We start from the raw sequence: 26,259 nt of genomic DNA, 5'->3' as shown, positions 1-26,259 counted from the left end.
CCGGGTGCAAGAACTGCGCACGCTCAATGGTCGGTACGGATGAGTCCCACCATGATGCCCTCGAGTTCAAGCGCCGCACTGCGGGTATCGACGACGATCGGGTCGAAGTCCGGATTTGCGGGCAGCAACTCTACGATGGGACCGTTCCGGCGCAGCGTCTTCACCGTCACGTCGTCATCGATCCGGGCCACCACCACCTGTCCGTTGCGCGCTTCGTGCGAGCGATGGACAGCAATGAGATCGCCGTCAAGGATGCCCGCGTCGCGCATGCTCATGCCGCGCACCCTCAGCAGATAATCAGCGCGAGGGGAAAAGAGTGCAGGATCGAACTGGATACGGGCCTCGACGTGCTCGGCGGCCAGGATGGGATTGCCAGCGGCTACCCGGCCCACCAGCGGCAACCCGAGCGCCTCGGCCAAGCGGATGCCGCGGGCGCGCCCCTCCTCAAGCAGAATCGCCCCTTTGGCAGCAAGTGCGCGCAGGTGGGTTTCAGCCGCATTCGGCGACTTGAAGCCGAACGCGGAGCAGACCTCCGCCCGGGTCGGCGGCCGGCCCTCGCTTTCCACGGTCTGGCGGATGAAGTCGAGTATCTCCTGCTGGCGGGACGTGAGTTGTTCGTTGCGGGCGTTCATCGCTTTCTCCTGTTTGCTGTATTTTCAAACAGTATTCCGTTGGCCGCAACCACGGTCGTGGCACACCTCACAACGGAATGACGCAGTGCGGCTTGAGACGCGGCATTTTCTGAGCTATTCGTTCAGAAGTTCGCGCCAGTTCCTCGTCGAGACCGCCCAAGGAGGTCCTCATGCACCCGCCCGCCAGCAGTTTTCCGAATGACCTCGCGGCTAGAGTTCAGTCGGGCTCTCGGCTAGAATCGCCCGCAGTTCAGGGAGAACCGCAGTTGGCGTGCGGCGACCTCGCGCCAGTGTTCTCCTTGCCCGATGCCGACATGGAAGACTTCAGCCTGGCCGGGGAACGTGGCCGCCACCATGTGGTCCTTTATTTTTATCCGCGCGACAACACGCCGGGCTGCACCCTTCAGGCCGCCGATTTCAGCGATCATGAAGCGGATTTTGCCCGCCACGACTGCATCATTGTCGGTGTCAGCCCGGACGACTGCCTGAAGCATGCCGAGTTTCGGGATCAGCACGGGTTGTCGATCCGGCTCTTGTCCGATTCGGACACCGAGGTCAGCAGGCTGTACCAGGTGTGGCAGGAGAAGGAAGTCGACGGTGTGAAGAAGATGGGCGTGGCGCGGACGACCTTCGTGATCGACAAGCAAGGCGTCGTCCGCCACGTGCTCCGGGACGTCGCACCCCGTGGCCACGCTGCTGCGGTTTATAAACTTGTCAAGGAATTGGAAACCGACAATGCAAACGGAAATCATCAAGAACAGCGTGGTTACGCTTAACTACACCGTCCACGACGCCGACGGCAACATGGTCGACGACGGTCACCACCCGCTGACCTACCTCCACGGCGGCTACGACGGCATCTTCCCCGTCATCGAAGAAGCCCTGCATGGCAAGAAGACCGGTGAAAAGCTGACGATCAAGCTGCAACCGGAAGACGCCTTCGGCGACTACGACGAAGAACTCGTGATGGTGGAAGACGCTGCGCTGTTCCCGGAGAACATCGAGGTCGGGATGTCCTTCGAGCGCGTGACCGACGACGGCGAGGAAGAGATCATCTACCGCATTACCGATATCGCCGAAGGCAAGGTGGTGGTGGACGGCAATCATCCGCTTGCGGGCGTCGCGCTGGTGTTCGACCTGACGGTGGCCGACGTTCGCGCGGCGACGGCCGAAGAAATCGGCCATGGTCACGTTCATGGTCCGGGCGGGCATCACCACTAAGCATTCGGGGCCGCGCAAGCGGCCCTTCTTCTTCCAGAACGCCACTTTCAGTCCGCATGGGAACATCGCTGCCCGCCGCTCAAATCGCTGCCGCGTCAGGATCCGTGCTTGAGGTTCGCGAACTACGGGTTGCGCTTGAAACCGCGCGCGGAACACTGATACCCGTCGCGGATATCAGCTTTTCGATCGCCCCGGGTGAAACACTGGCCTTGCTGGGTGAATCCGGCTGCGGCAAGTCGATGACCGCGCTTGCGCTGGCCCGGCTTCTTCCCGACGGCGGCAGCATCGCGGGCGGGACGGTCGAGCTGGGCGGCGACGATCTGCTCGCCATGCCGGAAGCGCAGATGCGCAGGGTGAGGGGCGGGCGGATCGGGATGATCTTCCAGGAGCCCTCGACCAGCCTCAACCCCGTCATGCGGGTTGGCGCACAGATCACCGAAGCGCTCACCGTCCATCGCGGTTTGCGCGGCGACGCTGCCCGCGAAGAGGCAGTGCGCCTGCTGGCGGCGGTCGGCATTCCCGACCCTGCGCGCAGGGTCGATGATTTTCCCTTCCAGTTCTCGGGTGGCATGCGGCAGCGGGCAATGATTGCCATTGCGCTTGCGGGAGAGCCTGGGCTGCTGATCGCCGACGAACCGACGACGGCACTCGACGTGACCATACAGGCACAGGTGCTCGATCTGCTTCAACGACTGCAGCGCGAACGCGCGATGGCGATGCTGCTGATCACGCACGACCTTGGCGTTGCAGCTCGAATGGCCGACCGCGTCGGCGTGATGTATGCGGGCGAGCTCGTCGAAACCGGGCCGCGCGGGGCATTCTTCCGGACGCCGCTCCACCCCTATTCGCGAAAACTCTTTGCTGCGCTTCCCACAGCCGCGCAGCGGGGCGGACCGCTGCAGGCGGCAAGTGGCAGCGTCCCCGCCCCGGACCAAATCGCGTCGGGCTGCCGCTTTGCCGACCGCTGCCCCCATGCATTCGACCGCTGCGATGACGAGCCGCCCGCGTGGCGCCAGCTCGGCGCGCAGGCAGTGAGATGCCACCTCTACGACGAGGTCCTCGTGCCCCGCGCTCTGGAGGCCGCCTCGATGGCGACCCCCGCAGCGTCCACGATCGGCAAGCAGCTGAAGCCGATCATCGAACTACGCGGCCTCGAGGTGCATTTCCCGCTTCGCAAAGGGCTTCTGCAGCGCACCGTTGGCCAGGTGAGGGCGGTGGACGGCGTCGATCTGGCGCTCCACCCGGGCCGCACCCTGGCGCTGGTCGGCGAGTCGGGCTGTGGCAAGACAACGGTTGGAAAGGCGATGCTGCACCTGGTTCGCCCTACCGGAGGACAGGTCTGCTTCGAAGGTGAGACGCTCGATTCGGCACAGCCGGAAACGCTGCAGGCAATGCGCCGCGCTGTCCAGATGGTGTTCCAGGATCCGTTTGCCTCGCTCAACCCGCGGATGCGAATCGGCGACATCATCGAGGAGGGGATGATCGGCCTCGGTGTGGAACCCAGCGCGATCGAGCGTTCGCGCAAGGTCGATGCGCTGCTGGACCGGACCGGCCTCTCGGCTGCCATGCGCCATCGCTATCCGCACGAGTTTTCCGGCGGGCAGCGGCAGCGGATTGCGATTGCCCGTGCTTTGGCCGTAGCGCCGCGAGCCATCGTCTGTGACGAGCCGACGAGTGCGCTGGATGTGTCGGTGCAGGCGCAACTGCTCAATCTGCTGCGCGAGTTGCAGCACGAGCGCGGGATGGCCTATCTGTTCATCACCCACAACATCGCCGTCGTCGAATATCTCGCCGACGACGTGGCGGTGATGTACCTGGGCCGCATCGTGGAGCGCGGCCCGGCGGAACGCGTCCTTAACCGCGCGGCGCATCCGTACACGCGCATGCTGCTCGCCGCCGTGCCTCGGCTGGACGAAGGCCTGGAGGAGGGCGTGGAGGAGGGCGTGGAGGAGGGCGTGGAGGAGGGCGCCGCGCATCCGGCGCAACGCCCGTCCGATCTGCCTTCGCCGTTGGCGCCGCCCGCGGGCTGCCATTTCCACCCGCGCTGCCCGAGCGCAACCGATATCTGCCGGATGACCTATCCGGCGGAAACCCGGCTGGAGGCACATCACCATCTACGCTGCCACTGGCCCCAGCGTTAAGGGCAGGCCTCGTTAGCGGCGGGGCTTTTCAGGCGCACGCTTGGCGGATGAGCCCGCCGCGGGTTTGGCGGGCGCGGCAGGCTTGACCGCAGCTTTGGCCGGGGCTCCTTTGGGTGGCGCACTCTTGGGTCCCGCCGCCTTGGCTGCCGCGCGAGGCGTCGCGCGGCTGGCCGGCTTGGCGGCACCTTTTGCCGCAGGAGCGGCTTTCGAGGCGGGCGCGGTCATTCCCAGCTTGACGCGTCCAGGCTTCACCAGGGCCGGTTTGGCAGGCGCTGCAAACGTGGTGTTAGGCAGCAGACGCGCAGCCTGAAGCGCGCCCGCGGGATCAATTCCGTCCGGCACCAGCAGGCTGTAACCGGGACCCGTCCTGCTCTGGGCGTTGAGACCGTTGATCTGCTGGAGTTGGGCGAGCGTCAGGCCGTAGCGCTGGGCGACCTCGGCGAGGCGTTCGCCGGGCTGCAACTCGTAGGTGCGCCATCCCTTGCCGGCAAGCTGGAACTCGTTCAGCCGCATTTCGACGTGCGCCGCGCGGTCCACCGGGACGATCAGGGTCTGCCCCGTGCCGGCGATCACCGGGCGGTTGAATCCCGGATTGAACGCGACGAACTCCTCGATGGGCATTTCGGCCAACCGCGCGGCGGTCGCGAGGTCGATGCCCTGCGGGGCTTCCAGCGCTACGAAATGCGCCTCGTTCGGCACGTAGGGCAGATCGATGTGGAACAGTTCGGGACGTGCAACGATGTTCTTGATCGCTTGCAGCTTGGGCACGTAGTTGCGCGTTTCCTCCGGCATGCGCAAGCGTGCGTACTCCCCCGGCAGGCCTTCGTCCACGTTGCGCTGCACCGCGCGCCCCACCGCGCCTTCACCCCAGTTGTAGGAGGCCAGCGCGAGGTGCCAGTCGCCGTGCATCTCGTAGATGGTCTGCAGATAATCCAGCGCGGCGGAGGTGGAAGCGATGACGTCGCGCCGTTCGTCCACCCACTTGTCCTGGGTGAGGTTGTAGTTCTTGCCGGTGGAGGGGATGAACTGCCACAGCCCCGAGGCATGCGCGCGGGAATACGCCATCGGGTTGTACGAGCTTTCAACCATCGGCAGCAGCGCCAGCTCGGTGGGCATTCCGCGCCGTTCGAGTTCATCGACGATGTAGTAAAGGTAGCGCCCACCCCGCGCAAAGACCTGCTTAAGGAAAGCCGGGCGGTTGAGGTAGAACAGCTGCTGCTCGGCCACCAGCGGTGTTTCGAGGTCGGGCATGCCGAAACCGCGGCGGATCCGGTCCCAGATATCGTTGGCGTTGCGGGTGAGGTCCAGCGTCAGCACCCGCGGAGGAGCGAGGCCGCCCGCTTCGACAGAGTCGGGACGGAGCCCGGTGCTGGACTGGGTCGGCGGCGTGTCCTGGGCGCCCGCCGCGGCGGGCAGCAGCGCGGCGCACAGGCTGAGAAAGAAGGTGAAGAGCTTCGGCATGGGAGACAGCGCCGGGAGCGACGAAAAGCACAGCAGTCTAGCAGACCGTGCCGGCGCCCCGGCTGGCACTTTGTAAGGACAGACGGCACGTTCGTCGGCTGCGCCTTTCAAGCAACCTGAGCCGATCCGTGCGGAAATACCGAAAACACGACTAAAGGCGTAGCCGTGGGGTATTCCCTTGGTAGGATGGCGCATCCACGTAGTACCGATTCTTCGTGCTCGACATCATGAAAGTCCTGGTCATAGAAGACACCGTCACCAGCGCCACGCTGGTCTGCCACCAGCTCACCAAAATGGGCCTGACGGCGCTGCACGCCCGCGACGGCGAATCCGGCATCGAAACCTTCCGCAGGGAACGGCCGGATCTCATCCTGCTCGACATCATCATGCCCGGCATGGACGGATTCGAAGTCGCACGCCGGATTCGCGAAATCGAGTCCGAAGGTGAATGGACGCCGATCATTTTCCTCACCGCGCGCACGTCCGACGAGGACCTCAACCGCGGGATCGAGGTCGGCGGCGACGACTATCTGGCCAAGCCGGTATCCGAAGTGGTGCTGAAGGCCAAGGTGCGGGCAATGCAGCGCATTGCGCAGATGCGTTACTCGCTGCTCGTGGTGACGCGCAAGCTGGACGAGGCTAACCGCGAATTGACCCGGCTGTCGTCGGTGGACGGACTGACCGGCATTCCCAATCGCCGCCGTTTCGACGAAACGCTGCTGCGGGAGTGGCGACGCGCGGCGCGCACCGGGCACCCGATCGCACTGCTCGTGGCCGACGTCGATTCGTTCAAGCAGTTCAACGATGGCTACGGCCATCAGGTAGGCGACGAGTGCCTAAAAGCCGTTGCACGCACGCTGGAACAGCGGCTGCGCCGGCCGACCGATCTGGTTGCGCGCTACGGCGGCGAGGAATTCGCGGCAATCCTTCCCGAAACCAGCGTCGAAGGCGCGGCCGCCGTTGCCGAAACCATGCGCGCCGGTGTCGAAAGCCTGTGCATCACGCACCGTTTCTCCACCTCGGGCCCGGTGGTGTCGATCAGTATCGGCGTCGCCGCCATCGTGCCGGCGCGGGGCGATGAGAACGGATTCGTCGCGCTGTTGAAGTCGGCCGATGACGCGCTGTACCGTGCCAAGGCGGCGGGTCGCAACCGTGTGGTGACGCATTCGGTGGACACGAAAGGAATGGAAGCGCGCACAATCTGAGCATGCAGCGCTACAGCAAGAGAATCGTCGTCGTCGACGACAATGAAGTGATCCGGATGGCCCTGCGCGCCCTGTTGCGCCAGGCCGGTTTCAATGTGGTGGGCGAGGGGCGGGACGGTGACATGGCGCTCGACCTCGCTGCACGCCTTCAGCCCGACCTCGTGTGCCTTGATGTGATGATGCCGAAGCGAAACGGCCTCGAGGCCCTCGACGAACTACGTGCCAAATTCCCTGACATCAAGGTCCTGATGGTCACAGGGCAGACCGACCGCGACAGCGTCGGTGAGATGGTCCGCAAGGGTGCGGCCGGCATCGTCGTCAAACCCTTCAATGCCGCACGTATCATCGAGCTGGTTGAGCGGACGCTCGGCCTGACCGCGACCCAATAGCCTTCAGAACACGTTCTTCCATTCCCGCAACGCGGCGAAGCACGCCAGCGGCGTGTCTGGCGTCGTACCGGTATGGGCGGCAACGCCTGCAACAACACCGGGCTGCCGGGTACGGAGAAAGGGGTTGATCGCTTTTTCGCGTCCAATCGAAGTCGGCAGCGTCGGAAGCCCCTGCTGCCTCAGCGCCTCACACGCTTTTCGGTAGTTGTCGCGCGCGATATTCACCGGTTCGGCCGCCGCGGCAAAGGCAAGGTTGGACAAGGTGTATTCGTGCGTGCAATACACGACAGTGTCGTCCGGCAGCGCTGCGAGTTTGTCGAGCGATGCAGCCATCTGCGCGGCGGTGCCCTCGAACAGCCGACCACATCCGGCGGAGAACAGCGTATCCCCGCAAAACAGATAACCGTTGCCATGGTAGGCAATATGGCCTGCGGTGTGACCGGGTACGTCCAGCACCCCCAGCTGCATTCGAAGCCCGGGCAGGAGCACGGTGTCACCTTCGCGCAACCGGACGGTCACGCCGGCAATCGTTTCTGCCGCCGGCCCGTACACCGGCGCCGGATGGCGGGAAACGATTCCGGCAATCCCGTCTACGTGGTCCGGATGGTGGTGGGTAACCAGCACGGCCTCCAGCGCCAGGCCGCGCTCGGCAAGAAAACCGAGCACTGGCGCAGCGTCGCCTGGATCGACGACCACAGCACGATGATCGTCGTGCAGGACCCAAATGTAGTTATCGCGGAAGGCCGGAAGAGGGATAATCTGCATGCCCGATATTCTGAAGTCCGATCCGCGCATGTCAATCCTCAGTCTCTCGGACTGGCTGGACACCCCGCAGGGGCGTTATCTGATCGAGTGGGAGCAGGCCCGGCTGGATGCGATCGTGGCGGATATCTTCGGCTACAACGCAGTACAGATCGGCCTTGCCGGACTCGATTGCCTGCGCGCCAACCGCATGCCGTTCCGGTTTGCCTGTGGCCGGACCGGACGCGTCGCAGTGGTGTCCAGGTCCGACGAGCTACCGTTCGCCACCGCCAGCCTTGATCTCGTGGTCCTTCCGCACGTCCTGGAGTTCGCCCGGCGCCCCCACCATGTGTTGCGGGAAGTCGAAAGGGTGCTGGTGCCGGAGGGAAGCGTCGTCATCACCGGCTTCAACCCCTTCAGCCTGTGGGGGTTGAGACGGCTTGCGGCACGCAGGAAGGGCGAGCTGCCCTGGCAGGGGCAATACCTGTCGGCGCTGCGGGTCAAGGACTGGCTGACGCTGCTCGGCTTCGAATCGCAGGGAGCGGGCTTCGGCTGTTACATCCCGGCGGTGAGCAGGCCGGAGTGGATAGAGCGCTGGCGCTTCATGGACCGGGCCGGCGTGCGCTGGTGGCCCGTGTGCGGCGCAGCGTATGCGATGCAGGGCATCAAACGGGTGCAGGGAATGCGGTTATTGACGCCGAACTGGCGTGAGAAGAAAGCAACCGGCAAGCAATTGTCGACGGTCGCGCAGCGGGATTCCGCCGCGGGCCGAGCAAGGACACAGTGAATGGAAGAAGTCGACATCTATACCGACGGAGCCTGCAGCGGAAATCCCGGCCCCGGCGGCTGGGGCGCGATCCTGCGCTCCAACGGGCATGAGAAGGAAATCTGGGGCGGTGAGCCGCAGACCACGAACAACCGGATGGAACTGATCGCCGTCATCCGGGCGCTGGAAGCGCTGAAGCGCCCGGTTGCCGCCCGGGTGCACACCGACAGCCAATACGTGCAGAAGGGCATCTCCGAGTGGATCCACGGCTGGAAGGCGCGGGGCTGGAAGACCGCGTCCAAGGAGCCGGTGAAGAACGCCGACCTGTGGCGGACGCTGGACGAGGTGGCTGGCCGGCATCAGGTCAAGTGGCTGTGGGTACGCGGCCATGCCGGCCACGTGGAGAACGAGCGGGCCGACGCCCTTGCGCGCCGTGGCGCCGAGGCCGCCCGCAAACAAGGCACCGTCGTCACCAACTAAGGTCAAGTCAGATTCCCATGCGGCAAATCGTTCTGGATACCGAGACCACGGGTCTCGATTGGCGCACCGGTGACCGCGTCATCGAAATCGGCTGTGTCGAACTCGTCAACCGCAGCCTGACCGGGCGGCATTTCCACGTCTACATCAATCCGGACCGGGGCATCGACGCCGAGGCCGTCGCGGTGCACGGCATTACCGAAGAGTTCCTGGCAGACAAGCCGCGCTTTGCGGGCATTGTCGAAGCCTTCGAAGACTTCGTGCGCGACGCCGAACTGGTGATCCACAACGCCAACTTCGACGTCGGCTTCCTCAACTGTGAACTGGGTTTGCTGGGCCGGCCCAAGCTCGACGTGCTGTGCGCAGGCGTGATCGACACGCTGCGGATGGCCAAGGAGCAGAACCCCGGCAAGAAGGCGTCGCTCGACGCGCTGTGCGACCGCTACGAAATCGACAACGGCCACCGCACGCTGCACGGCGCCTTGCTCGATGCGGAACTGCTCGCCGAAGTGTATCTGGCGATGACGCGTGGTCAGGAAAGCCTGATGATCGCGCTGGATGAGCCGGCGCCGGGCCAGGTGGAAACAGATGGCTTGCCGGTGATGCGGGTGGGCGTGAAGGTGGTGCGGGCCACGGAGGCGGAGTGCGAGGCGCACGCTGCCAACCTTGCCGACATCGCCAAGGCCAACAAGGGGCTGTGTCTGTGGATTCCGCCCGAGCCCGAGGCCGTGGCGGCCTGAGCCGTTACAGCAGCAGGCTTCCGCCCGGGAGGCTGCCGGCCTGCTCCAGCCGGGTTACGGTAGGCAGCAGGTCCAGCCCGGTCCGCGTCTTGAGCGCCTCGGCGCGCTGGCGGATGTCCCTCACCGGCAAGTCGATGCGCTCACCCACCGCGGCAAAGGCCACCACGTTGCCGCTATCGCACGAAGGAAATGCAATCGCCCGATCGTCGAAGGCCGAGAACACGCGTTCCACGCTCGCCTTGTAGCCGCGCGACCGACCGAAGAGGTTGACCGCCAGCAAACCGTCTTCGCTCAAGCGGGCGCGCGCCGCCTGATAGAACGGCAGGGTGTCCAGGGCGCCAGCACGGGCATTGCGGTCGTAGCCGTCGACCAGGATGTAGTCATACTGCCGCGGCGATTCCAGCACGTAACGGGCACCGTCGCCGACATGGATGCGAAAACGCGCGTCTTCGGCCGGCAGGCGGAAGAACTGGCGCGCCGCGGCCACCACCGCCGGCTCGATCTCCACCACATGCAGTTGCGCCTCCGGACAGTGCAGGTGGATGAATTTGGTCAGCGACGCGGCGCCCAGTCCGATCACCAGTACCCGCCGCGGCCACGGCGAGTCTCCGCGCAGCAGAAGGCCGGCCATCATCTCCCGCGTGTAGGCAAGTTCGAGCGCATTGGGTTTGCGGATGCGCATCGCCCCCTGTACCCAGTCGGAGCCAAAGTGGAGGTAACGGACACCGGCCTCCTCGGAAATGTCGATCGGTGTACTCATGCACTCAGGCGCTTCAAGGCGTACAGGCGTTCCAGGGCTTCACGCGGACTCAGGCTGTCGGGATCGATCTCCGCCAGTGCAGTCAGCACCGGGTGCGAGAGCGGCGCGTCGTCGTCGTCGGGCAGGGCGGCGAAGAGGTCGGCCTGGGGTCCGGCGCCGACCTCGCGATTCTCCAGCGCGCGCAGGCGTCGTTTTGCGTCGCGGATGACCGGCGCCGGAATTCCGGCCAGCGCCGCCACCTCGATCCCGTAGCTCTGGCTCGCGGGTCCGTCTTCCAGCGCGTGAAGGAAGACGATGCGGTGGCCATGCTCCACTGCATCCAGATGGACATTGGCGCACTCCGGGTACTCGCCGTTAAGGCGGGTCAGCTCGAAGTAGTGGGTTGCGAAAAGGGTCAGGCTGCGGTTCTTTTCGAGCAAATGGCGGGCGATCGCGAACGCGAGCGCCAAGCCATCAAAGGTGGAGGTGCCGCGCCCGATCTCGTCCATCAGCACCAGGCTGTGTTCGGTGGCGCCGTGCAGGATGGCCGAGGCCTCCGTCATCTCCACCATGAAGGTCGATCGGCCGGAGGCGAGGTCATCCGATGCGCCGATACGGGTGAAAATCGCATCCAGCGGCCCCAGCACCGCGCTCTGCGCCGGTACGAAACTGCCGACGTGGGCGAGCAGGCAGATCAACGCCACCTGCCGCATGAAGGTGGATTTACCGCCCATGTTGGGGCCGGTGATCATCAGCATCCTGCGCGTCGAACCGAGGCGCGCGTCGTTCTGGATGAAATCCTCGACCTGGCGCTCCACCACCGGGTGGCGGCCGCCCCGGATCTCGATGCCGGGTTGGTTGCTGAACACCGGGCGGACGTAACCGTAGCGCAGCGCGGCTTCCGCGAACGCCGCCAGGCCGTCAAGCGTGGCCAGCGCACGAGCACATCCTTGCAGGGCGGGGATGTAGGGCGAGAGCGCATCGAGCAGTGCTTCGTACAGGGCCTTTTCCCGCGCCAGCGCACGCTCCTGGGCAGAGAGCGCCTTGTCTTCAAAGGCTTTCAGTTCCGGCGTGATATAGCGCTCGACGTTCTTCAGAGTCTGGCGCCGGCGGTAGTCATCCGGCACCTTGTCGGCATTGGCGTGGCTGACCTCAATGTAGAAGCCGTGCACCTTGTTGAACTCGACCTTCAGGTTCGCAATGCCGCTGCGCTCGCGTTCCCGCGCCTCCAGGGCCATCAGGAACTCGCCGCAATTGGTCTGGATGCCGCGCAGTTCGTCCAGTTCCGCGTCGTATCCTGCGGCGATGACGCCGCCGTCGCGCACCATGGCCGCAGGCTCGTCGGCAATTGCGCGCTGCAGACATTGAAGCAACTCGGGCTGGACATCCAGCGCCGCGGCCAACCCGCCGACCATGCCCTCGTCACCGATCTGAGCCAGGGTCTGACGTAACTCGGGCAGGCGGCTCAGGCTTTCGCGCAGAGCGGACAGATCGCGCGGGCGCGCGTTGCGGAGGGCAATCCGGCCGGTAATGCGATCCACGTCCGCCACACCACGCAGGGCCCCACGCACCGCCTGGGCATGCAGACCGTCGCCATCGCCCACCAGCGCGGCAACCGCCTGCTGCCGTGCAGCCGGAACCGTGCGGTCGCGTAAGGGGTGATGGAGCGCATGGCGAAGCCAGCGCGACCCCATGCTCGTCATGCAGGTATCCAGCAAGGACAGCAGTGTGGGTGACGGCTCGCCACGCAGTGTTTCGGTCAGTTCGAGATTGCGGCGGGTCGCTGCGTCCAGCCGCAGGAACTCTGCCTCGCGCTCCAGCCTAAGGCCCGTGAGATGGGCCAGGCTCTGGCGCTGCGTGGCCTTGGCGTAGTCATACAGCGCGGCCGCGGCGCCCAGCGCCACCGGCGCTTCCTCTACGCCGAAACCAGCGAGATCGCGGGTGCCGAAGTGAGTTGTGAGCAGCCGGTGTGCCGTGTCGGCGTCGAACTGCCAGTCCGCCAGCCGCCGCAACGCGGGGGCCAGCGTTTCCATCAGTGGCAACGCCAGGCCGTCCGGAATGAGGACTTCCGCCGGCCGCAGGCGCTCGAACTGGGCCTGCAGGGATTCTGCCGGGCATTCCATCAAGCGGAATTCGCCGTTGGCAAGGTTGAGCCAGGCCATGCCCAGCACACCGCGGTGCATGTTGGCCGCCAGCAGCAGCGCATCGCGACGGTCATCGAGCAAAGCCGCGTCGGTGAGCGTACCCGGCGTGACGATCCGGCTGACCGCGCGCTCCATCGGCCCCTTGGTGGCGCCCGGCTCGCCCACTTGTTCGGCGATCACCACCGATTCGCCGAGCTTCACCAGCCTTGCGAGGTACTGTTCGACAGCATGGAACGGAACGCCCGCCATCCGGATCGGCATCCCGGCTGACTGGCCTCGCGTGGTCAGCGTGATGTCGAGCAGACGGGCGGCCTTCTCGGCGTCCTCGAAGAACAGTTCATAGAAGTCGCCCATCCGGTAGAACAGCAGCGTATCGGGGTGCTGCTCCTTGATGCGCAGGTATTGCTGCATCATGGGAGTGTGAGCGTTGATCGCTTCGTCCGTAAGTCGCTGTTTCACCTTCAAATTCTCATCAGTTCGGGTGATGCTGCGGTATTCGCCGCATGACCTGTTGGTCCGTCAAGTCGTAGCGACACTTCATTGTCCGGCGCGGCGATATCGGTCATGAGGGTGGCAAGGGCAAAAGCCGGCCCGGGCCAGTCCTGCTGGCACATGCTGTGCGGTGCCTTCCGGATACCCGCCGGATGAAGGCGCTGACGGGCGGGGCAGCATCTTACCAGCCCCGACTTGGCGCAGGCCGGTCTGCCCCACGGCCCGACAACGAGCGCGTCCGGTGCGAGTTGCTGTGTCGCGATGACGCACGCATGTGTCCGATTTCAGGACACATCTCGTGCCCCCGCCGGGTCGGCGCACTTCCTTGGGTCGCCCTCGTGGCAGGGCCGGCGCGGAAGGCATCCCGCCGCCATACGATGGGCATGCTTGTTGCGTTTCGTCCTCTCCGCGAGCCATCGCCTTGCAGAAGGGCGCCGATCGACCTCATCGACATTGCCGCGCCACCTGCTTGATCGGCAAGACAATCCGCCAGCCGGTAGCTGGCGCCAACCCAACCATAAGGAGGTGACACATGAAGTCCTTGCAACCCGCATCTGCGGCGATCGTCCGCGCCGTCCTCGGCGTTGTCGTCCTGGCCACCGGTACGCTTGCCGGCGCAGCCGATCTCAAGGTGACCGAATCGGTCACGGTAGCGGCAAGTCCTGCGAAGGTGTGGGCGGTGGTAGGAAACTTCTCGGGCTTGTCGGGATGGCATCCTGCGGTGGCTGCGACCGACATCGTGAAGGGGGCCGACAACAAGGTCGGCGCCGTCCGCACGGTCACCACCAAGGATGGCGCCCGCCTCGTGGAGGAGCTGCTTGCCTACGATGCCAGACGGCACGCCATGACCTACCGCATCACGGAATCCCCGCTACCCGTCACGCACTACGTGTCGACACTGTCCGTTGCGCCCTCTGGCGCAGGGGCGGTGGTGACCTGGAAGAGCACCTTCAAGCGCGACCGCAACGCGAAGGATGTTGATGACGCGAAGGCGAAGGAGATCGTCGCAGGCATCTACACGGCGGGCTTCGACGGTCTGCGGACGGCCTTGGGCGACGCCCGATAGGTCGTTCCGCAACGCGTTCGGCCCGGCTCACGCCGCTTGCCGCAACCCGTTGCGCGTCCGCCCGCCCAGCGGCCGCGGGTCGTCCCGGGGGCCGCTGCATGCGCAATCAATCTGCCGCCGGGCCGAGACCGGCGGCGGAAGAGGATCAGGCCTGGAGGTTGGCGGTGCGGTAGGACTGGACCACCGGCAGCAACTGCCCGAACACTTTCGGTGCGCCTGCAACCACGTTGCCGGTGGCGAGGTAATTGGCTTCGCCGCCAAGGTCGGAAATCAGGCCGCCAGCTTCCTGGATCAGCAACGCGCCTGCCGCCATGTCCCACGGCGCCAGCCCGAACTCCCAGAAACCATCCAGACGGCCGCAGGCGACGTAGGCCAGGTCCAGCGCGGCGGCGCCGGGGCGGCGGATGCCAGCGGATTTCTGCGTCAGTTCGCGGAAGATGGCCAGGTAGGCATCGACGTTGTCGAACTGGCGGTAGGGAAAGCCCGTGCCCAGCAGTGCTTCGTTCAGGCGGGTGCGACGCGAGACGCGGATCCGGCGGTCATTGAGGAAGGCGCCGCTGCCGCGCGAGGCGGTAAACAGTTCGTTGCGGTTGGGGTCGTACACCACCCCGTGCTCCAGCACGCCGTTCTTCGCCAGTGCGATCGAGATCGCGTACTGCGGGAAGCCGTGGATGAAATTGGTGGTGCCGTCGAGCGGATCGATGATCCAGGTGAACTCGCTTTCGCCGCCGTTGGCCGGCGCAAGCTCGCCGGACTCCTCTGCTAGAATCCCGTGCCCCGGATAGGCCTCGCGCAGCACTTCGACGATTGCCTGCTCGGCAGCGTGATCCACTTCGGTGACGAAGTCGTTTGGCGACTTCGATTGCACGGCGAGCAGATCCAGTTGAGTCGAAGCGCGGTTGATGACAGTGGCGGCGCGACGGGCAGCCTTGACGGCGATGTTCAGGATCGGATGCATTCAGGTGTGTCTCGGCAGTGGGGGTAGGGCGGGACGCACGATGCATCCGGCCCGGCCGCAATCAGGTACGAAAAACGCAGAATTCTATTATGAACGCCGCCCTCGCGCTCGACCGCGTCCGCATTGTGCTGTCGCGCACCAGTCATCCCGGAAATATAGGCGCTGCCGCGCGCGCAATGAAGACCATGGGGCTGTCCCAGCTGTGGCTGGTCGCGCCCGAGTCATTCCCCGACCCGGTGGCGGACGCACGGGCATCGGGCGCGGACGACCTGCTGCGCAATGCGCGGGTGGTCGGCAGTCTGGCGGAAGCGCTCGCCGGCACCGTGCTGGCCGCTGCGGTCACCGCCCGCCGGCGCGAACTTGCGCTACCACGGCGTGACGCGCGCGCGGCTGCCGTGGAACTGCTGCGCTTTGCCGAGCAAGGGGACGTGGCGCTGGTGTTCGGCAACGAAACCAGCGGCCTGTCCAACGAAGACGTGCTGCTGTGTGGCATGCCGGTTTCCATCCCCGCCAATCCCGCGTTCTCCTCGCTCAATCTCGGCGCCGCGGTCCAGCTGCTGTGCTACGAGATGCGGATGGCGGCGTTGCAGCCGCAACTGGATGCAGACCCGGCACCGCGGCTGGCAACGCATGACGAGGTGGAGGGCTTCCTGCAGCACCTCGAGCAGGCGGTGACCGAGAGCGGCTTTCACGAACCGTCCAATCCCCGCCGGCTGTTGCCGCGACTGCGTCGGCTCTTCGGCCGCGTCCGCCTGGAAAAGGAAGAGGTCGGCATCCTGCGCGGGATGCTCTCTAGCTTTCAGCGAAAAGTCGATTAAAATAGTCGGAAATTAAACCGACAACGTGGGCGTGGGCGCGACATTGTCACGCCCTGCCGTCCACCCTTTCTGGCAAGGAAAACAGCATGTTCAGCCACCTCCGTGAAGACCTGGCCAGCGTTCGCGAGCGCGATCCCGCAGCCCGATCGACATGGGAAGTGCTGACCTGTTATCCCGGTGTGCACGCGTTGATGTTCCATCGCGTGGCGCACGCCGCGTGGACGCGCAAGCTGTTCTGGCTGGGACGCTTCATCAGCCATGTCAGCCGCTTCCTCACCGGCATCGAAATCCATCCGGGCGCCACGATCGGGCGCCGGGTCTTCATCGACCACGGCATGGGCGTGGTGATCGGGGAAACGGCGGAGATCGGTGACGACTGCACGATCTACCAGGCTGTCACCCTCGGCGGCACCTCGCTCTATCGAGGCACCAAGCGCCATCCAACACTGGGCAAGGGGGTGGTGGTGGGCGCGGGCGCCAAGGTTCTGGGCGGTTTCACGGTCGGCGATGGAGCCAAGATCGGCTCCAACGCGGTGGTCGTCAAACCGGTGCCGGCGGGGGCCACCGCAGTGGGCAATCCCGCGCGCGTACTGGATTCGGAGCGCGACAGCGTCCGCGCCCAGAAGGCCGAGCAGATGGGCTTTTCCGCCTACGGCGTCACGCGGGACATGGATGATCCGCTCTCCAAGGCGCTGCACGGGCTGCTCGACCATGCGGTCGAGACCGATCGCCGCCTCCAGTGCCTGCTGGACCGGCTCGCCGCCGCTGGCATCAACCTCGACCGTGCGACCGAACAGAACGACGATTTCGACGCGGGACGACTCTCGCGCATGGTCGATTGATCCTGTCCGGCACGGCACATTAGTTGACCGATTTTGTCGGAATACGTATAGTTGAGCGAAACGTTCGGGTATTCTCCCGGCGCGATCCTTCGACTGCGGTCGAAGCTTGAAGGAGACACCATGAGGCTTACCACGAAAGGGCGTTTCGCCGTCACTGCGATGATCGACCTCGCGTCCCGCCAGGCCGACGGCCCGGTGACGCTCGCAGGCATCGCGGACCGTCAGAAGATTTCCTTGTCCTATCTGGAACAGCTGTTCGGCAAGTTGCGCCGCCATAAGCTGGTCAGCAGCGTGCGCGGCCCGGGTGGTGGGTACCGGCTGGCGCGCGACATGGCTGCCATTACCGTCGCCGACATCATCATCGCGGTGGATGAGCCGCTGGATGCGACGCAGTGCGGCGGCAAGCAGAACTGTCACGACGAGCACCGCTGCGTCACTCACGACCTGTGGGCGAATCTGAACAAGCGCATGTACGCGTATCTGGATTCGGTTTCGCTGGCCGCGCTGGTGCAACGCGAGATCAAGCCGGACCCGGACATGAACGTGCTCAAGGACGTGCGTCGTCGCGCCGCGATTGCCTTGCGCGAGACTGCCGCTGCCTGACGCCCCATGTTCCGTCCGGCCTACCTCGACTGGAACGCCACCACGCCGCTCGATCCGGCCGTGCGCGATGCGATGCTGCCGTGGCTGGGTGAGCGCTTCGGCAACGCGTCCAGCCGCCACGAGTACGGACGGCAGGCCCGGGCGGCAATCGACGAGGCGAGGGCGCGGGTTGCTGCCGCAGTCGGCGCGCACCCCACCGAGGTGATCTTCACCAGCGGCGGCTCGGAAGCGAACAATCTCTTCGTCAAAGGTGCCGCAGCCTTGCTCAAGCCGGCCACGGTAGCGGTCAGCGCGATCGAACACCCCTGTGTGCGCGAACCGGCGCGCCAACTGCGACGCCAGGGCTGGACCTTCCAAGAGATCGCGGTGGACGCGGAAGGCGTCGTGGCCGGGCCGGCGTGGCGGGCGGCGCTCGACGCGCGTCCGGCCTTGATCTCGGTCATGCTCGCCAACAACGAGACCGGGGTGCTGCAGGACATCGCTCGACTGGCGGAGGAAGCCCGCCCCACGCGCGCCTGGTTCCACACCGATGCGGTGCAGGCCCTGGGCAAGCTGCCGGTGGATTTCCGCGCGCTGGGCGTGCATGCGTTGTCGCTGTCCGCGCACAAGGTCGGCGGCCCGCTCGGCGCGGGCGCGCTGGTGCTGGACAAGCGGGTCGAACTCGCGCCCCTGGTTGCGGGCGGGGGGCAGGAGCGCAATCTGCGCTCCGGCACCGAAAACGTCGCGGCCATCGTCGGGTTTGGCGTCGCCTGCGAGCGTGCAGCAGGCCGTGTCGCCGACGAAGCGCCGCGCCTGCGGCGGCTGCGCGAGGTCGTAGAGGCGGGCGTTGTCGCACTGGGCGCCCGGGTGTTCTCGATGGGGGCCGAGCGCCTGCCGAACACCGTGTTTTTTGCACTTGAGGGGCTGGACGGCGAGACCCTGGTCGGCAAGCTCGATCGCGCTGGCCACGCCGTGGCCAGCGGCTCTGCTTGCTCCAGCGCCAACCCGGAACCCTCCCATACGCTGCTTGCGATGGGTGTTGAGCCCACCGTCGCGCGTGGCGCGGTACGGGTCAGCCTCGGACGCGACACCACCGCCGCGGAGATCGATGCCTTCCTGGCAACGCTGGGCGTGCTTGCGGCAGAACTGAGACAAATGACCGCGCTTGCGGTCTGACATGAAAAGACGAATCGCTAACGGAGTGACCCCATGTTGAAGTTTCCGATCTACCTCGACTACTCGGCGACGACGCCGGTCGACCCGCGCGTGGCGGCGAAGATGATTCCGTGGCTGACCGAACACTTCGGCAACCCGGCGAGCCGTTCGCACGCCTTTGGCTGGGAGGCGGAGCGCGCGGTTGAAGAGGCGCGCGACGAGGTGGCGAAGTTGGTGAACGCCGACCCGAAGGAAATCGTGTGGACCTCCGGGGCGACCGAGTCGAACAATCTCGCGATCAAGGGCGCCGCGCACTTTTACCGCAGCAAGGGCAAGCACGTCATCACCCTCAAGACCGAGCACAAGGCGGTGCTGGATACGGTGCGCGAACTCGAGCGCGAAGGCTTCGAGGCGACCTACCTCGACGTCCAGGAAAACGGCCTGATCGACCTGGAAGCCTTCAAGGCGGCGCTGCGCCCGGACACCACCGTGGTGTCGGTGATGTTCGTCAACAACGAAATCGGTGTGATCCAGCCGATCGCCGAGATCGGCGAGATCTGCCGCGAAAAGGGCATCGTGTTTCATGTGGACGCCGCCCAGGCTACCGGCAAGGTCGAGATCGACCTTGCCAAGCTCAAGGTGGACCTGATGAGCTTTTCGGCACACAAGACCTACGGCCCGAAAGGCATCGGCGCGCTGTACGTGCGCCGCAAGCCGCGGGTGCGTCTGGAGGCGCAGATGCATGGTGGCGGCCACGAACGCGGCCTGCGCTCGGGCACGCTGGCCACGCACCAGATCGTCGGCATGGGCGAGGCCTTCCGCATCGCCCGCGAAGAAATGGCCGAGGAGAACGGCCGTATCCGCCGCCTGCGCGACAAGCTGTTGAACGGCCTGACCGATATCGACGCGACCTACGTCAATGGCGATGTGGAGCACCGCGTGCCGCACAACCTCAACATCTCGTTCGCCTACGTCGAGGGCGAATCCTTGATCATGGCGATCAAGGACATCGCGGTGTCGTCCGGCTCGGCCTGTACGTCTGCGAGCCTGGAGCCGTCCTACGTGCTGCGGGCGCTGGGTCGTGACGATGAACTCGCCCACAGCTCGATCCGCTTCACGATCGGCCGCTTCACCACCGAAGAAGAAATCGACTACGCCATCGATCTGCTCCACAAGAAGATCGGCAAGCTGCGCGAACTCTCCCCGCTGTGGGAGATGGTGCAGGAGGGCGTGGATTTGAACACCGTGCAGTGGGCCGCTCACTAAGCCGCCCGCAACCCCAAGCAGGAGAAGCAAAATGGCATACAGCGACAAACTTCTGGACCACTACGAAAACCCCCGCAACGTCGGCTCCTTCGGCAAGGACGACGAAGGCGTGGCCACCGGCATGGTTGGCGCGCCCGCGTGCGGCGACGTGATGAAGCTGCAGATCAAGGTCGGCAAGGACGGCGTGATCGAAGACGCGAAGTTCAAGACCTACGGCTGCGGCTCGGCCATCGCCTCGTCCTCGCTGGTCACCGAATGGGTGAAGGGCAAGACGCTGGACCAGGCGCTGGAGATCAAGAACACCCAGATCGCCGAAGAACTGGCTTTGCCGCCGGTGAAGATCCATTGTTCCATCCTGGCCGAAGACGCGATCAAGGCCGCGGTGGCGGACTACAAGAAGAAGCACGAAGCCTGACCATCACAGGAGAGTCGAGCATGGGAGTGACGCTTTCTCAAAGCGCGGCCAAGCACGTCGCGAATTTCATCGCCAAGCGTGGCAAGGGCCTGGGAATCCGTCTTGGGGTGCGTACCTCGGGCTGTTCCGGCATGGCCTACAAGCTGGAGTTCGTCGATGAGAAGCAGGACGAGGACCTGGTCTTCGAGAGCCACGGCGTGCAGGTGATCGTCGATCCGAAGAGCCTGCCCTACATCGACGGCACCGAGCTGGACTTCGTGCGCGAGGGCCTGAACGAAGGCTTCAAGTTCAACAACCCGAACGTGAAAGACGCCTGCGGTTGCGGCGAGAGCTTTAACGTCTGAACGCATGGCCATCGATCTGCAGCAGGATTACTTCTCGCTGTTCGGGATGCCGCGCCGCTTTCGCATCGACGAGTCGGCGCTGGAGGCGGCGTGGCACGGCCTGCAGGGCGAGGTCCACCCGGACCGCTTCGCCCACCTGCCGGACGTCGAGAAGCGGAGGTCGATGCAGTGGGCCACACGGGTCAATGAAGGTTTTCGCGTGCTGCGCAAACCGCTGAGCCGCGCGCAGTATCTGCTCGAACTCGCCGGCGTCGATGCGGCCGTCGACACCAACACCGCGATGTCGCCCGAGTTCCTGATGGAGCAGATGGAGTGGCGCGAAGCGGTGGAGGAAGCTCGCGCGGCCGGCGAGGTGGATGAGCTGGAGCAGCTTCATCTGCGCCTGCGCCAGCATTCGCGCGAGGTGCACGCCGGACTCGCCGACGCGCTCGATGATGCGGGTGATTACCCCGCGGCCGCCGAAACCGTGCGGCGCCTGATGTTCATCGAGAAACTACAACACGAGATCGACGACGCCCTTGAGGCGCTCGAAAACTAGATGGGCGCGTAAAGCATGGCTCTGCTCCAAATCGCCGAACCAGGCATGTCCGCCGAGCCCCACAAACACCGCCTCGCGGTGGGGATCGACCTCGGCACGACGAACTCCTTGGTCGCCACCGTCCGCAACGGGTTGTCGGTGTGCCTTGCTGACGAGGAGGGCCGCGCGATGCTGCCGTCCATCGTCCGCTACCGCGCGGACGGCGCCGTTCAGGTCGGTCACGCGGCGGCCCCCTTTCAGGCCACCGATCCGAAGAACACCATCGTCTCGGCCAAACGCTTCATGGGTCGCGGCCTGAAGGACGTCGCCTACGTCGAGGCCATGCCCTACGACTTCGAAGACGCACCGGGCATGGTCCGGCTGCGCACGGTGCAGGGCGTCAAGAGCCCGGTGGAGGTCTCCGCCGAGATTCTCCGTGCCCTGCGCGAGCGCGCGGAGGCAAGCCTTGGCGGGCCGCTTACCGGCGCGGTCATCACGGTGCCGGCCTATTTCGACGACGCGCAACGCCAGGCCACCAAGGACGCTGCCCGGCTCGCCGGGCTGGAGGTTCTGCGGCTGCTGAATGAACCGACCGCGGCAGCGGTGGCCTATGGCCTCGACAACGCGGCGGAAGGCGTCTACGCCGTCTACGACCTTGGCGGCGGCACTTTCGACCTATCCGTCCTCAAGCTCTCCCGCGGCGTGTTCGAAGTGCTGTCCACCAATGGCGACGCAGCCCTTGGCGGCGACGACTTCGACCACCGGCTGTTCTGCTGGGTGCTGGACAAGGCGCGCATCGCGCCTCCTTCCACTGAGGATGCCCGCCGGCTGCAACTGAAGGCGCGCGAAGCCAAGGAACTGCTGACCGCATGCGAAAGCGCGCAGATCCAGTGCCGGCTCGCGTCCGGTGAAGAGGTCGATCTGGTCGTCACGCGCGAGGCCTTCGCCGAGATGACGGCCCACCTGGTGAAGAAGACGCTGGGCCCGGTGCGCAAGGCGTTGCGGGATGCGGGGCTCGCGCCGGAGGACATCAAGGGCGTCGTCATGGTGGGCGGCGCCACACGGATGCCGCACATCCAGCGCGCCGTGGCCGAGTACTTCGGCCAGGAGCCGCTCAACAATCTCGACCCCGACAAGGTCGTGGCGCTGGGCGCTGCGATCCAGGCGAATGTGCTCGCCGGCAACCGCGCCAGCGAGGACGACTGGCTGCTGCTCGACGTGATTCCGCTCTCGCTGGGCCTCGAAACCATGGGCGGCCTGGTCGAAAAGGTCGTGCCCCGCAATTCGACCTTGCCGATCGCGCGCGCGCAGGAATTCACCACGTTCAAGGACGGCCAGACCGCGATGGCCTTCCACGTAGTGCAGGGCGAGCGCGAACTGGTGGCCGACTGTCGCTCCCTGGCGCGTTTCGAACTGCGCGGCATTCCGCCGATGGCAGCCGGCGCGGCGCGTATCCGCGTCACCTTCCAGGTGGACGCCGACGGGCTGCTGTCGGTATCGGCGCGTGAGATGTCCTCGGGCGTCGAGGCCAGCGTGCTGGTCAAGCCCTCCTACGGACTGAGCGACGACGAGATTTCCGGCATGTTGCGCGAGGGCATGGAGCGCGCCGGTGACGACATGGCCGCACGCGCGCTGCGCGAACAGCAGGTCGAGGCCGACCGGGTGATCGAGGCCACCGAGCACGCACTCGCCGCCGACGGCAGCCTGTTGAACGCGGAAGAGCGTGCGTCGATCGACGCCGCCATCGACGCGCTGCGGGCGCTCCGCGCCGGAACTGACCACCGCGCCATCAAGGCCGGCATTGACGCCTTGTCGCGCGCCACCGACGAATTTGCGGCCCGCCGCATGGACCACAGCATCCGCGCCGCGCTGACCGGCCACAAGCTAGACGAGTTTCAGACATGACCCAGATTGTTGTACTGCCCCACGTAGAACTGTGCCCCGACGGCGCCGTGCTGGAGGGCACGCCCGGCGAATCCATCTGCAACACGCTGCTCGCCAACGATATCTACATCGAGCATGCCTGCGAGCAATCGTGCGCCTGTACCACCTGCCACGTCATCGTCCGCGAAGGCTTCAACTCGTTGAACGAAGCGGAAGAAGAAGAGGAAGACCTGCTGGACAAGGCCTGGGGCCTGGAGCCGCAATCGCGCCTGTCGTGCCAGGCGCTGGTGGGCGAGACGCCGCTGGTGATCGAAATCCCGCGCTATACGATCAACATGGCAAGGGAGGGCAAGCACGAATGAAGTGGACCGAAGTCGAAGAAATCGCGATCCAGCTCAGCGAAGCACACCCGGACGTCGATCCGCTCAAGCTCAACTTCGTCGATCTCGCGAAGTGGGTGATGGCGCTGCCGGAATTTGACGATGACCCGCGCCACTGCGGCGAGCGGGTTCTCGAAGCGATCCAGCAAGCGTGGATCGACGAGGCCAGCTAGCGCTGGTAAAGGCCTTCGGGTGCGGCCCCGCCGCCGCGCTCAATAGGCCGAACTGCTGACTGAATCCGCGGTTTCGTTGAGCGACAGCCAGTACAGCCCCAACTGTCCCACCGCGTACAGAAAGCGTTCGAAATCCACCGGCTTGCGGATGTAGCTGTTGGCACCCAGGCGGTAGGCCTCCTGGATGTCCTGCAGTTCGCGCGAGGTGGTGAGCACGACGACCGGAAGCAGGGCGGTCCGTTCGTCCGCGCGGATGCGCCGCAGCACCTCCAGCCCGTCGATGCGGGGCAGCTTCAGGTCGAGCAGCACGACCGCCGGCACCACCTTGGCGTCCCGATTCTCGTGGATGCCCGTGCAGAACAGGTAGTCGATTGCCTCCACCCCGTCGCGGGCAACCACGATCGGGTTGGTGATCTTGTTCTTGCTGAAGGCACGCAGCGTAAGAGCTTCGTCGTCGGGGTTGTCCTCGACCAGCAGAATCGGACGTTCGCTTGGCATGCCAGTGTCTCCTCAGTGAGCGGGGCTCCGCCGCGCACTCGGTGCGGGCGGCTGCCCTGGCATTGGATCAACCGGGCAGTTCGTCGCGGTGCAGCAGAAAGATCATGTCGTCGCCGCCGCGGCACGACAGCCAGGTAAAGGACAGCTCGGGGAAAGCGGCTTCGACGATGTCGCGATTATGCCCGACTTCCACCGCCAGAAAACCCTTGGGCGTCAGGTGGTCACGGGCTTGCGCCAGCAGGCGGCGCACAACGTCCAACCCGTCATCCCCGGCTGCCAGCGCCATGCGGGGTTCATGCAGGTATTCCGGCGGCAAGGACGCCATGGCGTCGGCCGTGACATACGGCGGATTGCTCAGAATGAAATCGAAGCGACGCCCGTCGAGCGCATCGAACACATCGCTCTTGACCAGTTCCACGCGATCTTCCAGACCGTAGTCGGCCACGTTTTCGGCGGCGACATCCAGCGCATCGTCGGAGAGGTCGACGCCGACGATCTGGGCGTTGGGAAACGCGTGCGCCATCAGGATGGCGAGGCAGCCGGAGCCGGTACACAGGTCGAGCGCGCTGCTGACCTGTTCGGGGTCCTCGACCCAAGGCGCCATGCCTTCTTCCAGCAGTTCGGCAAAGAAGGACCGCGGCACGATCACCCGTTCATCCACGTGGAAGCGGAACTCGCCCAGCCAGGCTTCCTGGGTGATGTAGGCGGTCGGCACCCGGTCAACCACCCGCCGCTCGATCGCTTCGAAAATCTGCACCCGCTCGTCCGACGGAATGCAGGCATCGAGGAAGGGCTCCAGGCGGTCGAGCGGAAGGGCGAGCGTCGACAGGATCAGCCACACCGCTTCGTCGTAGGTATCCAGCACGCCGTGGCCGCAGAAGATGCGTTCGCGGTTGAAGCGGGTCAGTGCATAGCGCAGCCAGTCTCGTACCGTAACCAGTTCGGCCAGCGGACCGTGCTCGTGCTCGTGGTCGTGATCCGCGTCGTTGCAGTCGGGATCGTCGCAGGCGGGGTTTTCGTGATGGCTCATCGACAGCCTCAGGCAGTAAGCAGGGCGCGCAAGGTGCGCTCGTAGATCTTGGACAGGGGCTCGACCGCATCGACCGCAATGTGTTCGTTCACCTGATGGATGGACGCATTGACCGGCCCGAATTCGACCACCTCGGCGCAGATGTCGGCGATGAAGCGGCCGTCCGAGGTGCCGCCGGTGGTCGATAGTTCGGTTTCCACACCGACGGTCTCGCGGATCGCGTTGCCCAGGGCGGCGACCAGTTGACCGCGTCCGGTGATGAAGGGCTTGCCGGACAGATGCCAGTCGAGTTCGTAATCCAGGCCATGCCGATCGAGGATGGCATGGGTGCGAGCCTTCAACGCGTCGGCCGTGCTTACCGAACCGAAGCGGAAGTTGAACAGCACGTCGCACACGCCGGGAATGACATTGTTGGCGCCGGTGCCGGCATGGATGTTGGACACTTGCCAGGTGGTGGGCGGGAAGAACTCGTTGCCGTCGTCCCAGCGTTCCGCGGCCAGCTCGGCGAGCGCGGGAGCCAGTTCGTGGATCGGATTGCGCGCAAGGTGCGGATAAGCGACGTGCCCCTGCCGCCCCTTGACGCGCAGGGTGCCGGACAGCGAGCCACGACGGCCGTTCTTGATCATGTCGCCCAGCGTCTTCACCGAGGTCGGTTCCCCGACCACGCAGTAGTCCAGCCGCTCGCCGCGCGCGGCCAGGGCTTCCACAACCTTAACGGTGCCGCAGGTGGCCACGCCTTCCTCGTCCGAGGTCAGCAGCAGGGCGATGCTGCCCGCGTGGTCCGGATGGGCGGCGACGAAACGCTCGATTGCAGTGACGAAACCCGCCAGTGAGGACTTCATGTCTGCAGCGCCGCGACCATACAGGTGTCCGTCGCGGATCGTGGGTTCGAACGGCGGAGACTGCCAGGCGTCCAGCGGCCCGGTCGGAACCACGTCGGTGTGGCCGGCAAAGCACAGCAGCGGCCGGGCCGAACCACGCCGGGCCCACAGATTGGACACACCGCCGATATCGATGCGTTCGCACACGAAGCCGAGCGGCGCCAGGCGTTGGGCGATGAGTTGGAGGCAGCCCGCGTCCTCGGGCGTGACCGAGGAACGGGAGATCAGCTCGCATGCGAGCGCGAGCGTTGGAGTGTCGGGGAGGGACATGGTCTTGTAATGGCAGGCGGAACCGCGGACGG

General features: G+C 65.5%; 29 protein-coding genes. 20 read left to right on the top strand and 9 right to left on the bottom strand.

Features of this window, described 5'->3' with window-relative positions; translation table 11 throughout:
- Window positions 1-23: 23 nt before the first annotated feature.
- Entirely contained in the window at window positions 24-632 is a 609-nt protein-coding gene (gene lexA / locus dqs_RS10760; protein ID WP_011765795.1) for a transcriptional repressor LexA, read from the bottom strand.
- A gap of 314 nt (window positions 633-946) precedes the next feature.
- Here lexA and dqs_RS10755 point away from each other — a divergent pair, with 314 nt between their 5' ends.
- Genes dqs_RS10755 through dqs_RS10745 form a run of 3 tightly spaced genes read left to right on the top strand, consistent with a single transcriptional unit; the run spans window position 947 to window position 3,994 of the window.
- Window positions 947-1,408, top strand: coding sequence for a peroxiredoxin (locus dqs_RS10755; protein WP_050976195.1), 462 nt, complete (start codon window positions 947-949; stop codon window positions 1,406-1,408).
- Window positions 1,368-1,853, top strand: a complete 486-nt coding sequence (locus dqs_RS10750; protein ID WP_011765793.1) for an FKBP-type peptidyl-prolyl cis-trans isomerase — start codon at window positions 1,368-1,370, stop codon at window positions 1,851-1,853. The genes dqs_RS10755 and dqs_RS10750 overlap by 41 nt, the downstream gene beginning before the upstream one ends.
- Before the next feature lie 56 nt (window positions 1,854-1,909).
- On the top strand, window positions 1,910-3,994 hold the full coding sequence (locus dqs_RS10745; RefSeq protein WP_065340469.1) for an ABC transporter ATP-binding protein: 2,085 nt from the start codon (window positions 1,910-1,912) through the stop codon (window positions 3,992-3,994).
- A 12-nt stretch (window positions 3,995-4,006) separates the two neighbouring features.
- Here the strand turns inward: dqs_RS10745 and dqs_RS10740 are convergent, their stop codons facing one another.
- Entirely contained in the window at window positions 4,007-5,455 is a 1,449-nt protein-coding gene (locus dqs_RS10740; RefSeq protein ID WP_065340468.1) for a transglycosylase SLT domain-containing protein, read from the bottom strand.
- A 227-nt stretch (window positions 5,456-5,682) separates the two neighbouring features.
- Between dqs_RS10740 and dqs_RS10735 the strand changes: the two genes are divergently transcribed.
- Both dqs_RS10735 and dqs_RS10730 read left to right on the top strand, forming a co-directional pair.
- Window positions 5,683-6,660, top strand: coding sequence for a diguanylate cyclase (locus dqs_RS10735; protein WP_011765790.1), 978 nt, complete (start codon window positions 5,683-5,685; stop codon window positions 6,658-6,660).
- Between the two features lie 2 nt (window positions 6,661-6,662).
- Window positions 6,663-7,049 carry a response regulator transcription factor gene (locus tag dqs_RS10730; protein ID WP_011765789.1) on the top strand — a complete coding sequence of 129 codons (387 nt, stop codon included), beginning with the start codon at window positions 6,663-6,665 and terminating at the stop codon, window positions 7,047-7,049.
- 3 nt (window positions 7,050-7,052) lie between these two features.
- On the opposite strand, the gene gloB is transcribed toward dqs_RS10730, so the two are convergent.
- Window positions 7,053-7,814, bottom strand: a complete 762-nt coding sequence (gene gloB, locus dqs_RS10725; protein WP_065340467.1) for a hydroxyacylglutathione hydrolase — start codon at window positions 7,812-7,814, stop codon at window positions 7,053-7,055.
- Between the two features lie 28 nt (window positions 7,815-7,842).
- Between gloB and dqs_RS10720 the strand changes: the two genes are divergently transcribed.
- Genes dqs_RS10720 through dnaQ form a run of 3 tightly spaced genes read left to right on the top strand, consistent with a single transcriptional unit; the run spans window position 7,843 to window position 9,773 of the window.
- On the top strand, window positions 7,843-8,577 hold the full coding sequence (locus dqs_RS10720; RefSeq protein WP_065341704.1) for a class I SAM-dependent methyltransferase: 735 nt from the start codon (window positions 7,843-7,845) through the stop codon (window positions 8,575-8,577).
- Window positions 8,578-9,036 carry a ribonuclease HI gene (gene rnhA, locus dqs_RS10715; RefSeq protein WP_011765786.1) on the top strand — a complete coding sequence of 153 codons (459 nt, stop codon included), beginning with the start codon at window positions 8,578-8,580 and terminating at the stop codon, window positions 9,034-9,036.
- Between the two features lie 17 nt (window positions 9,037-9,053).
- On the top strand, window positions 9,054-9,773 hold the full coding sequence (gene dnaQ, locus dqs_RS10710; protein ID WP_011765785.1) for a DNA polymerase III subunit epsilon: 720 nt from the start codon (window positions 9,054-9,056) through the stop codon (window positions 9,771-9,773).
- Between the two features lie 4 nt (window positions 9,774-9,777).
- Here the strand turns inward: dnaQ and dqs_RS10705 are convergent, their stop codons facing one another.
- Window positions 9,778-10,533: a fused MFS/spermidine synthase gene (locus dqs_RS10705; protein WP_065340466.1), complete on the bottom strand. Its 756-nt coding sequence runs from the start codon at window positions 10,531-10,533 to the stop codon at window positions 9,778-9,780.
- A complete protein-coding gene (gene mutS / locus dqs_RS10700; RefSeq protein ID WP_236778760.1) occupies window positions 10,530-13,067 on the bottom strand; it encodes a DNA mismatch repair protein MutS in 2,538 nt (845 codons plus the stop codon). Before mutS ends, dqs_RS10705 begins: the two co-directional genes overlap by 4 nt.
- Window positions 13,068-13,680: 613 nt before the next feature.
- Here mutS and dqs_RS10695 point away from each other — a divergent pair.
- Window positions 13,681-14,214 carry an SRPBCC family protein gene (locus dqs_RS10695; RefSeq protein ID WP_065340464.1) on the top strand — a complete coding sequence of 178 codons (534 nt, stop codon included), beginning with the start codon at window positions 13,681-13,683 and terminating at the stop codon, window positions 14,212-14,214.
- Between the two features lie 145 nt (window positions 14,215-14,359).
- On the opposite strand, the gene dqs_RS10690 is transcribed toward dqs_RS10695, so the two are convergent.
- Entirely contained in the window at window positions 14,360-15,172 is an 813-nt protein-coding gene (locus tag dqs_RS10690) for an inositol monophosphatase family protein (protein ID WP_065340463.1), read from the bottom strand.
- Between the two features lie 89 nt (window positions 15,173-15,261).
- Between dqs_RS10690 and dqs_RS10685 the strand changes: the two genes are divergently transcribed.
- The 11 genes from dqs_RS10685 (at window position 15,262) to iscX (ending at window position 23,548) form a co-directional block, all read left to right on the top strand.
- Window positions 15,262-15,990: an RNA methyltransferase gene (locus tag dqs_RS10685; protein ID WP_011765751.1), complete on the top strand. Its 729-nt coding sequence runs from the start codon at window positions 15,262-15,264 to the stop codon at window positions 15,988-15,990.
- 86 nt (window positions 15,991-16,076) lie between these two features.
- On the top strand, window positions 16,077-16,832 hold the full coding sequence (gene cysE, locus dqs_RS10680) for a serine O-acetyltransferase (protein WP_011765750.1): 756 nt from the start codon (window positions 16,077-16,079) through the stop codon (window positions 16,830-16,832).
- Between the two features lie 120 nt (window positions 16,833-16,952).
- A complete protein-coding gene (gene iscR / locus dqs_RS10675; protein WP_011765749.1) occupies window positions 16,953-17,435 on the top strand; it encodes a Fe-S cluster assembly transcriptional regulator IscR in 483 nt (160 codons plus the stop codon).
- 6 nt (window positions 17,436-17,441) lie between these two features.
- Window positions 17,442-18,590 (top strand): cysteine desulfurase family protein, encoded by a 1,149-nt coding sequence (locus dqs_RS10670; RefSeq protein ID WP_065340462.1) that lies wholly within the window; start codon window positions 17,442-17,444, stop codon window positions 18,588-18,590.
- 33 nt (window positions 18,591-18,623) lie between these two features.
- Window positions 18,624-19,835 carry an IscS subfamily cysteine desulfurase gene (locus dqs_RS10665; protein WP_011765747.1) on the top strand — a complete coding sequence of 404 codons (1,212 nt, stop codon included), beginning with the start codon at window positions 18,624-18,626 and terminating at the stop codon, window positions 19,833-19,835.
- 31 nt (window positions 19,836-19,866) lie between these two features.
- Window positions 19,867-20,250 carry a Fe-S cluster assembly scaffold IscU gene (gene iscU, locus dqs_RS10660; protein ID WP_011765746.1) on the top strand — a complete coding sequence of 128 codons (384 nt, stop codon included), beginning with the start codon at window positions 19,867-19,869 and terminating at the stop codon, window positions 20,248-20,250.
- Between the two features lie 20 nt (window positions 20,251-20,270).
- Window positions 20,271-20,594: an iron-sulfur cluster assembly protein IscA gene (iscA, locus tag dqs_RS10655; RefSeq protein ID WP_011765745.1), complete on the top strand. Its 324-nt coding sequence runs from the start codon at window positions 20,271-20,273 to the stop codon at window positions 20,592-20,594.
- Window positions 20,595-20,598: 4 nt separating this feature from the next.
- On the top strand, window positions 20,599-21,132 hold the full coding sequence (gene hscB, locus dqs_RS10650) for a Fe-S protein assembly co-chaperone HscB (RefSeq protein WP_065340461.1): 534 nt from the start codon (window positions 20,599-20,601) through the stop codon (window positions 21,130-21,132).
- Between the two features lie 15 nt (window positions 21,133-21,147).
- Entirely contained in the window at window positions 21,148-23,016 is a 1,869-nt protein-coding gene (gene hscA, locus dqs_RS10645) for a Fe-S protein assembly chaperone HscA (RefSeq protein WP_011765743.1), read from the top strand.
- Window positions 23,013-23,357: an ISC system 2Fe-2S type ferredoxin gene (gene fdx, locus dqs_RS10640; protein ID WP_065340460.1), complete on the top strand. Its 345-nt coding sequence runs from the start codon at window positions 23,013-23,015 to the stop codon at window positions 23,355-23,357. Before hscA ends, fdx begins: the two co-directional genes overlap by 4 nt.
- A complete protein-coding gene (gene iscX, locus dqs_RS10635) occupies window positions 23,354-23,548 on the top strand; it encodes a Fe-S cluster assembly protein IscX (RefSeq protein WP_011765741.1) in 195 nt (64 codons plus the stop codon). The genes fdx and iscX overlap by 4 nt, the downstream gene beginning before the upstream one ends.
- 39 nt (window positions 23,549-23,587) lie before the next feature.
- Here the strand turns inward: iscX and dqs_RS10630 are convergent, their stop codons facing one another.
- The 3 genes from dqs_RS10630 to dapE all read right to left on the bottom strand — a co-directional run bounded on the left by dqs_RS10630 (window position 23,588) and on the right by dapE (window position 26,227).
- Entirely contained in the window at window positions 23,588-24,046 is a 459-nt protein-coding gene (locus dqs_RS10630; RefSeq protein ID WP_011765740.1) for a response regulator, read from the bottom strand.
- Between the two features lie 67 nt (window positions 24,047-24,113).
- Window positions 24,114-25,076 carry a 50S ribosomal protein L3 N(5)-glutamine methyltransferase gene (gene prmB, locus dqs_RS10625; RefSeq protein WP_011765739.1) on the bottom strand — a complete coding sequence of 321 codons (963 nt, stop codon included), beginning with the start codon at window positions 25,074-25,076 and terminating at the stop codon, window positions 24,114-24,116.
- A gap of 8 nt (window positions 25,077-25,084) precedes the next feature.
- Entirely contained in the window at window positions 25,085-26,227 is a 1,143-nt protein-coding gene (gene dapE / locus dqs_RS10620; RefSeq protein WP_011765738.1) for a succinyl-diaminopimelate desuccinylase, read from the bottom strand.
- Window positions 26,228-26,259: the final 32 nt, after the last annotated feature.

Origin of the sequence: Azoarcus olearius, assembly GCF_001682385.1 — a bacterium.
Lineage (GTDB): Bacteria > Pseudomonadota > Gammaproteobacteria > Burkholderiales > Rhodocyclaceae > Azoarcus > Azoarcus olearius.
This window is presented reverse-complemented; position numbering and strand designations above follow the sequence as displayed.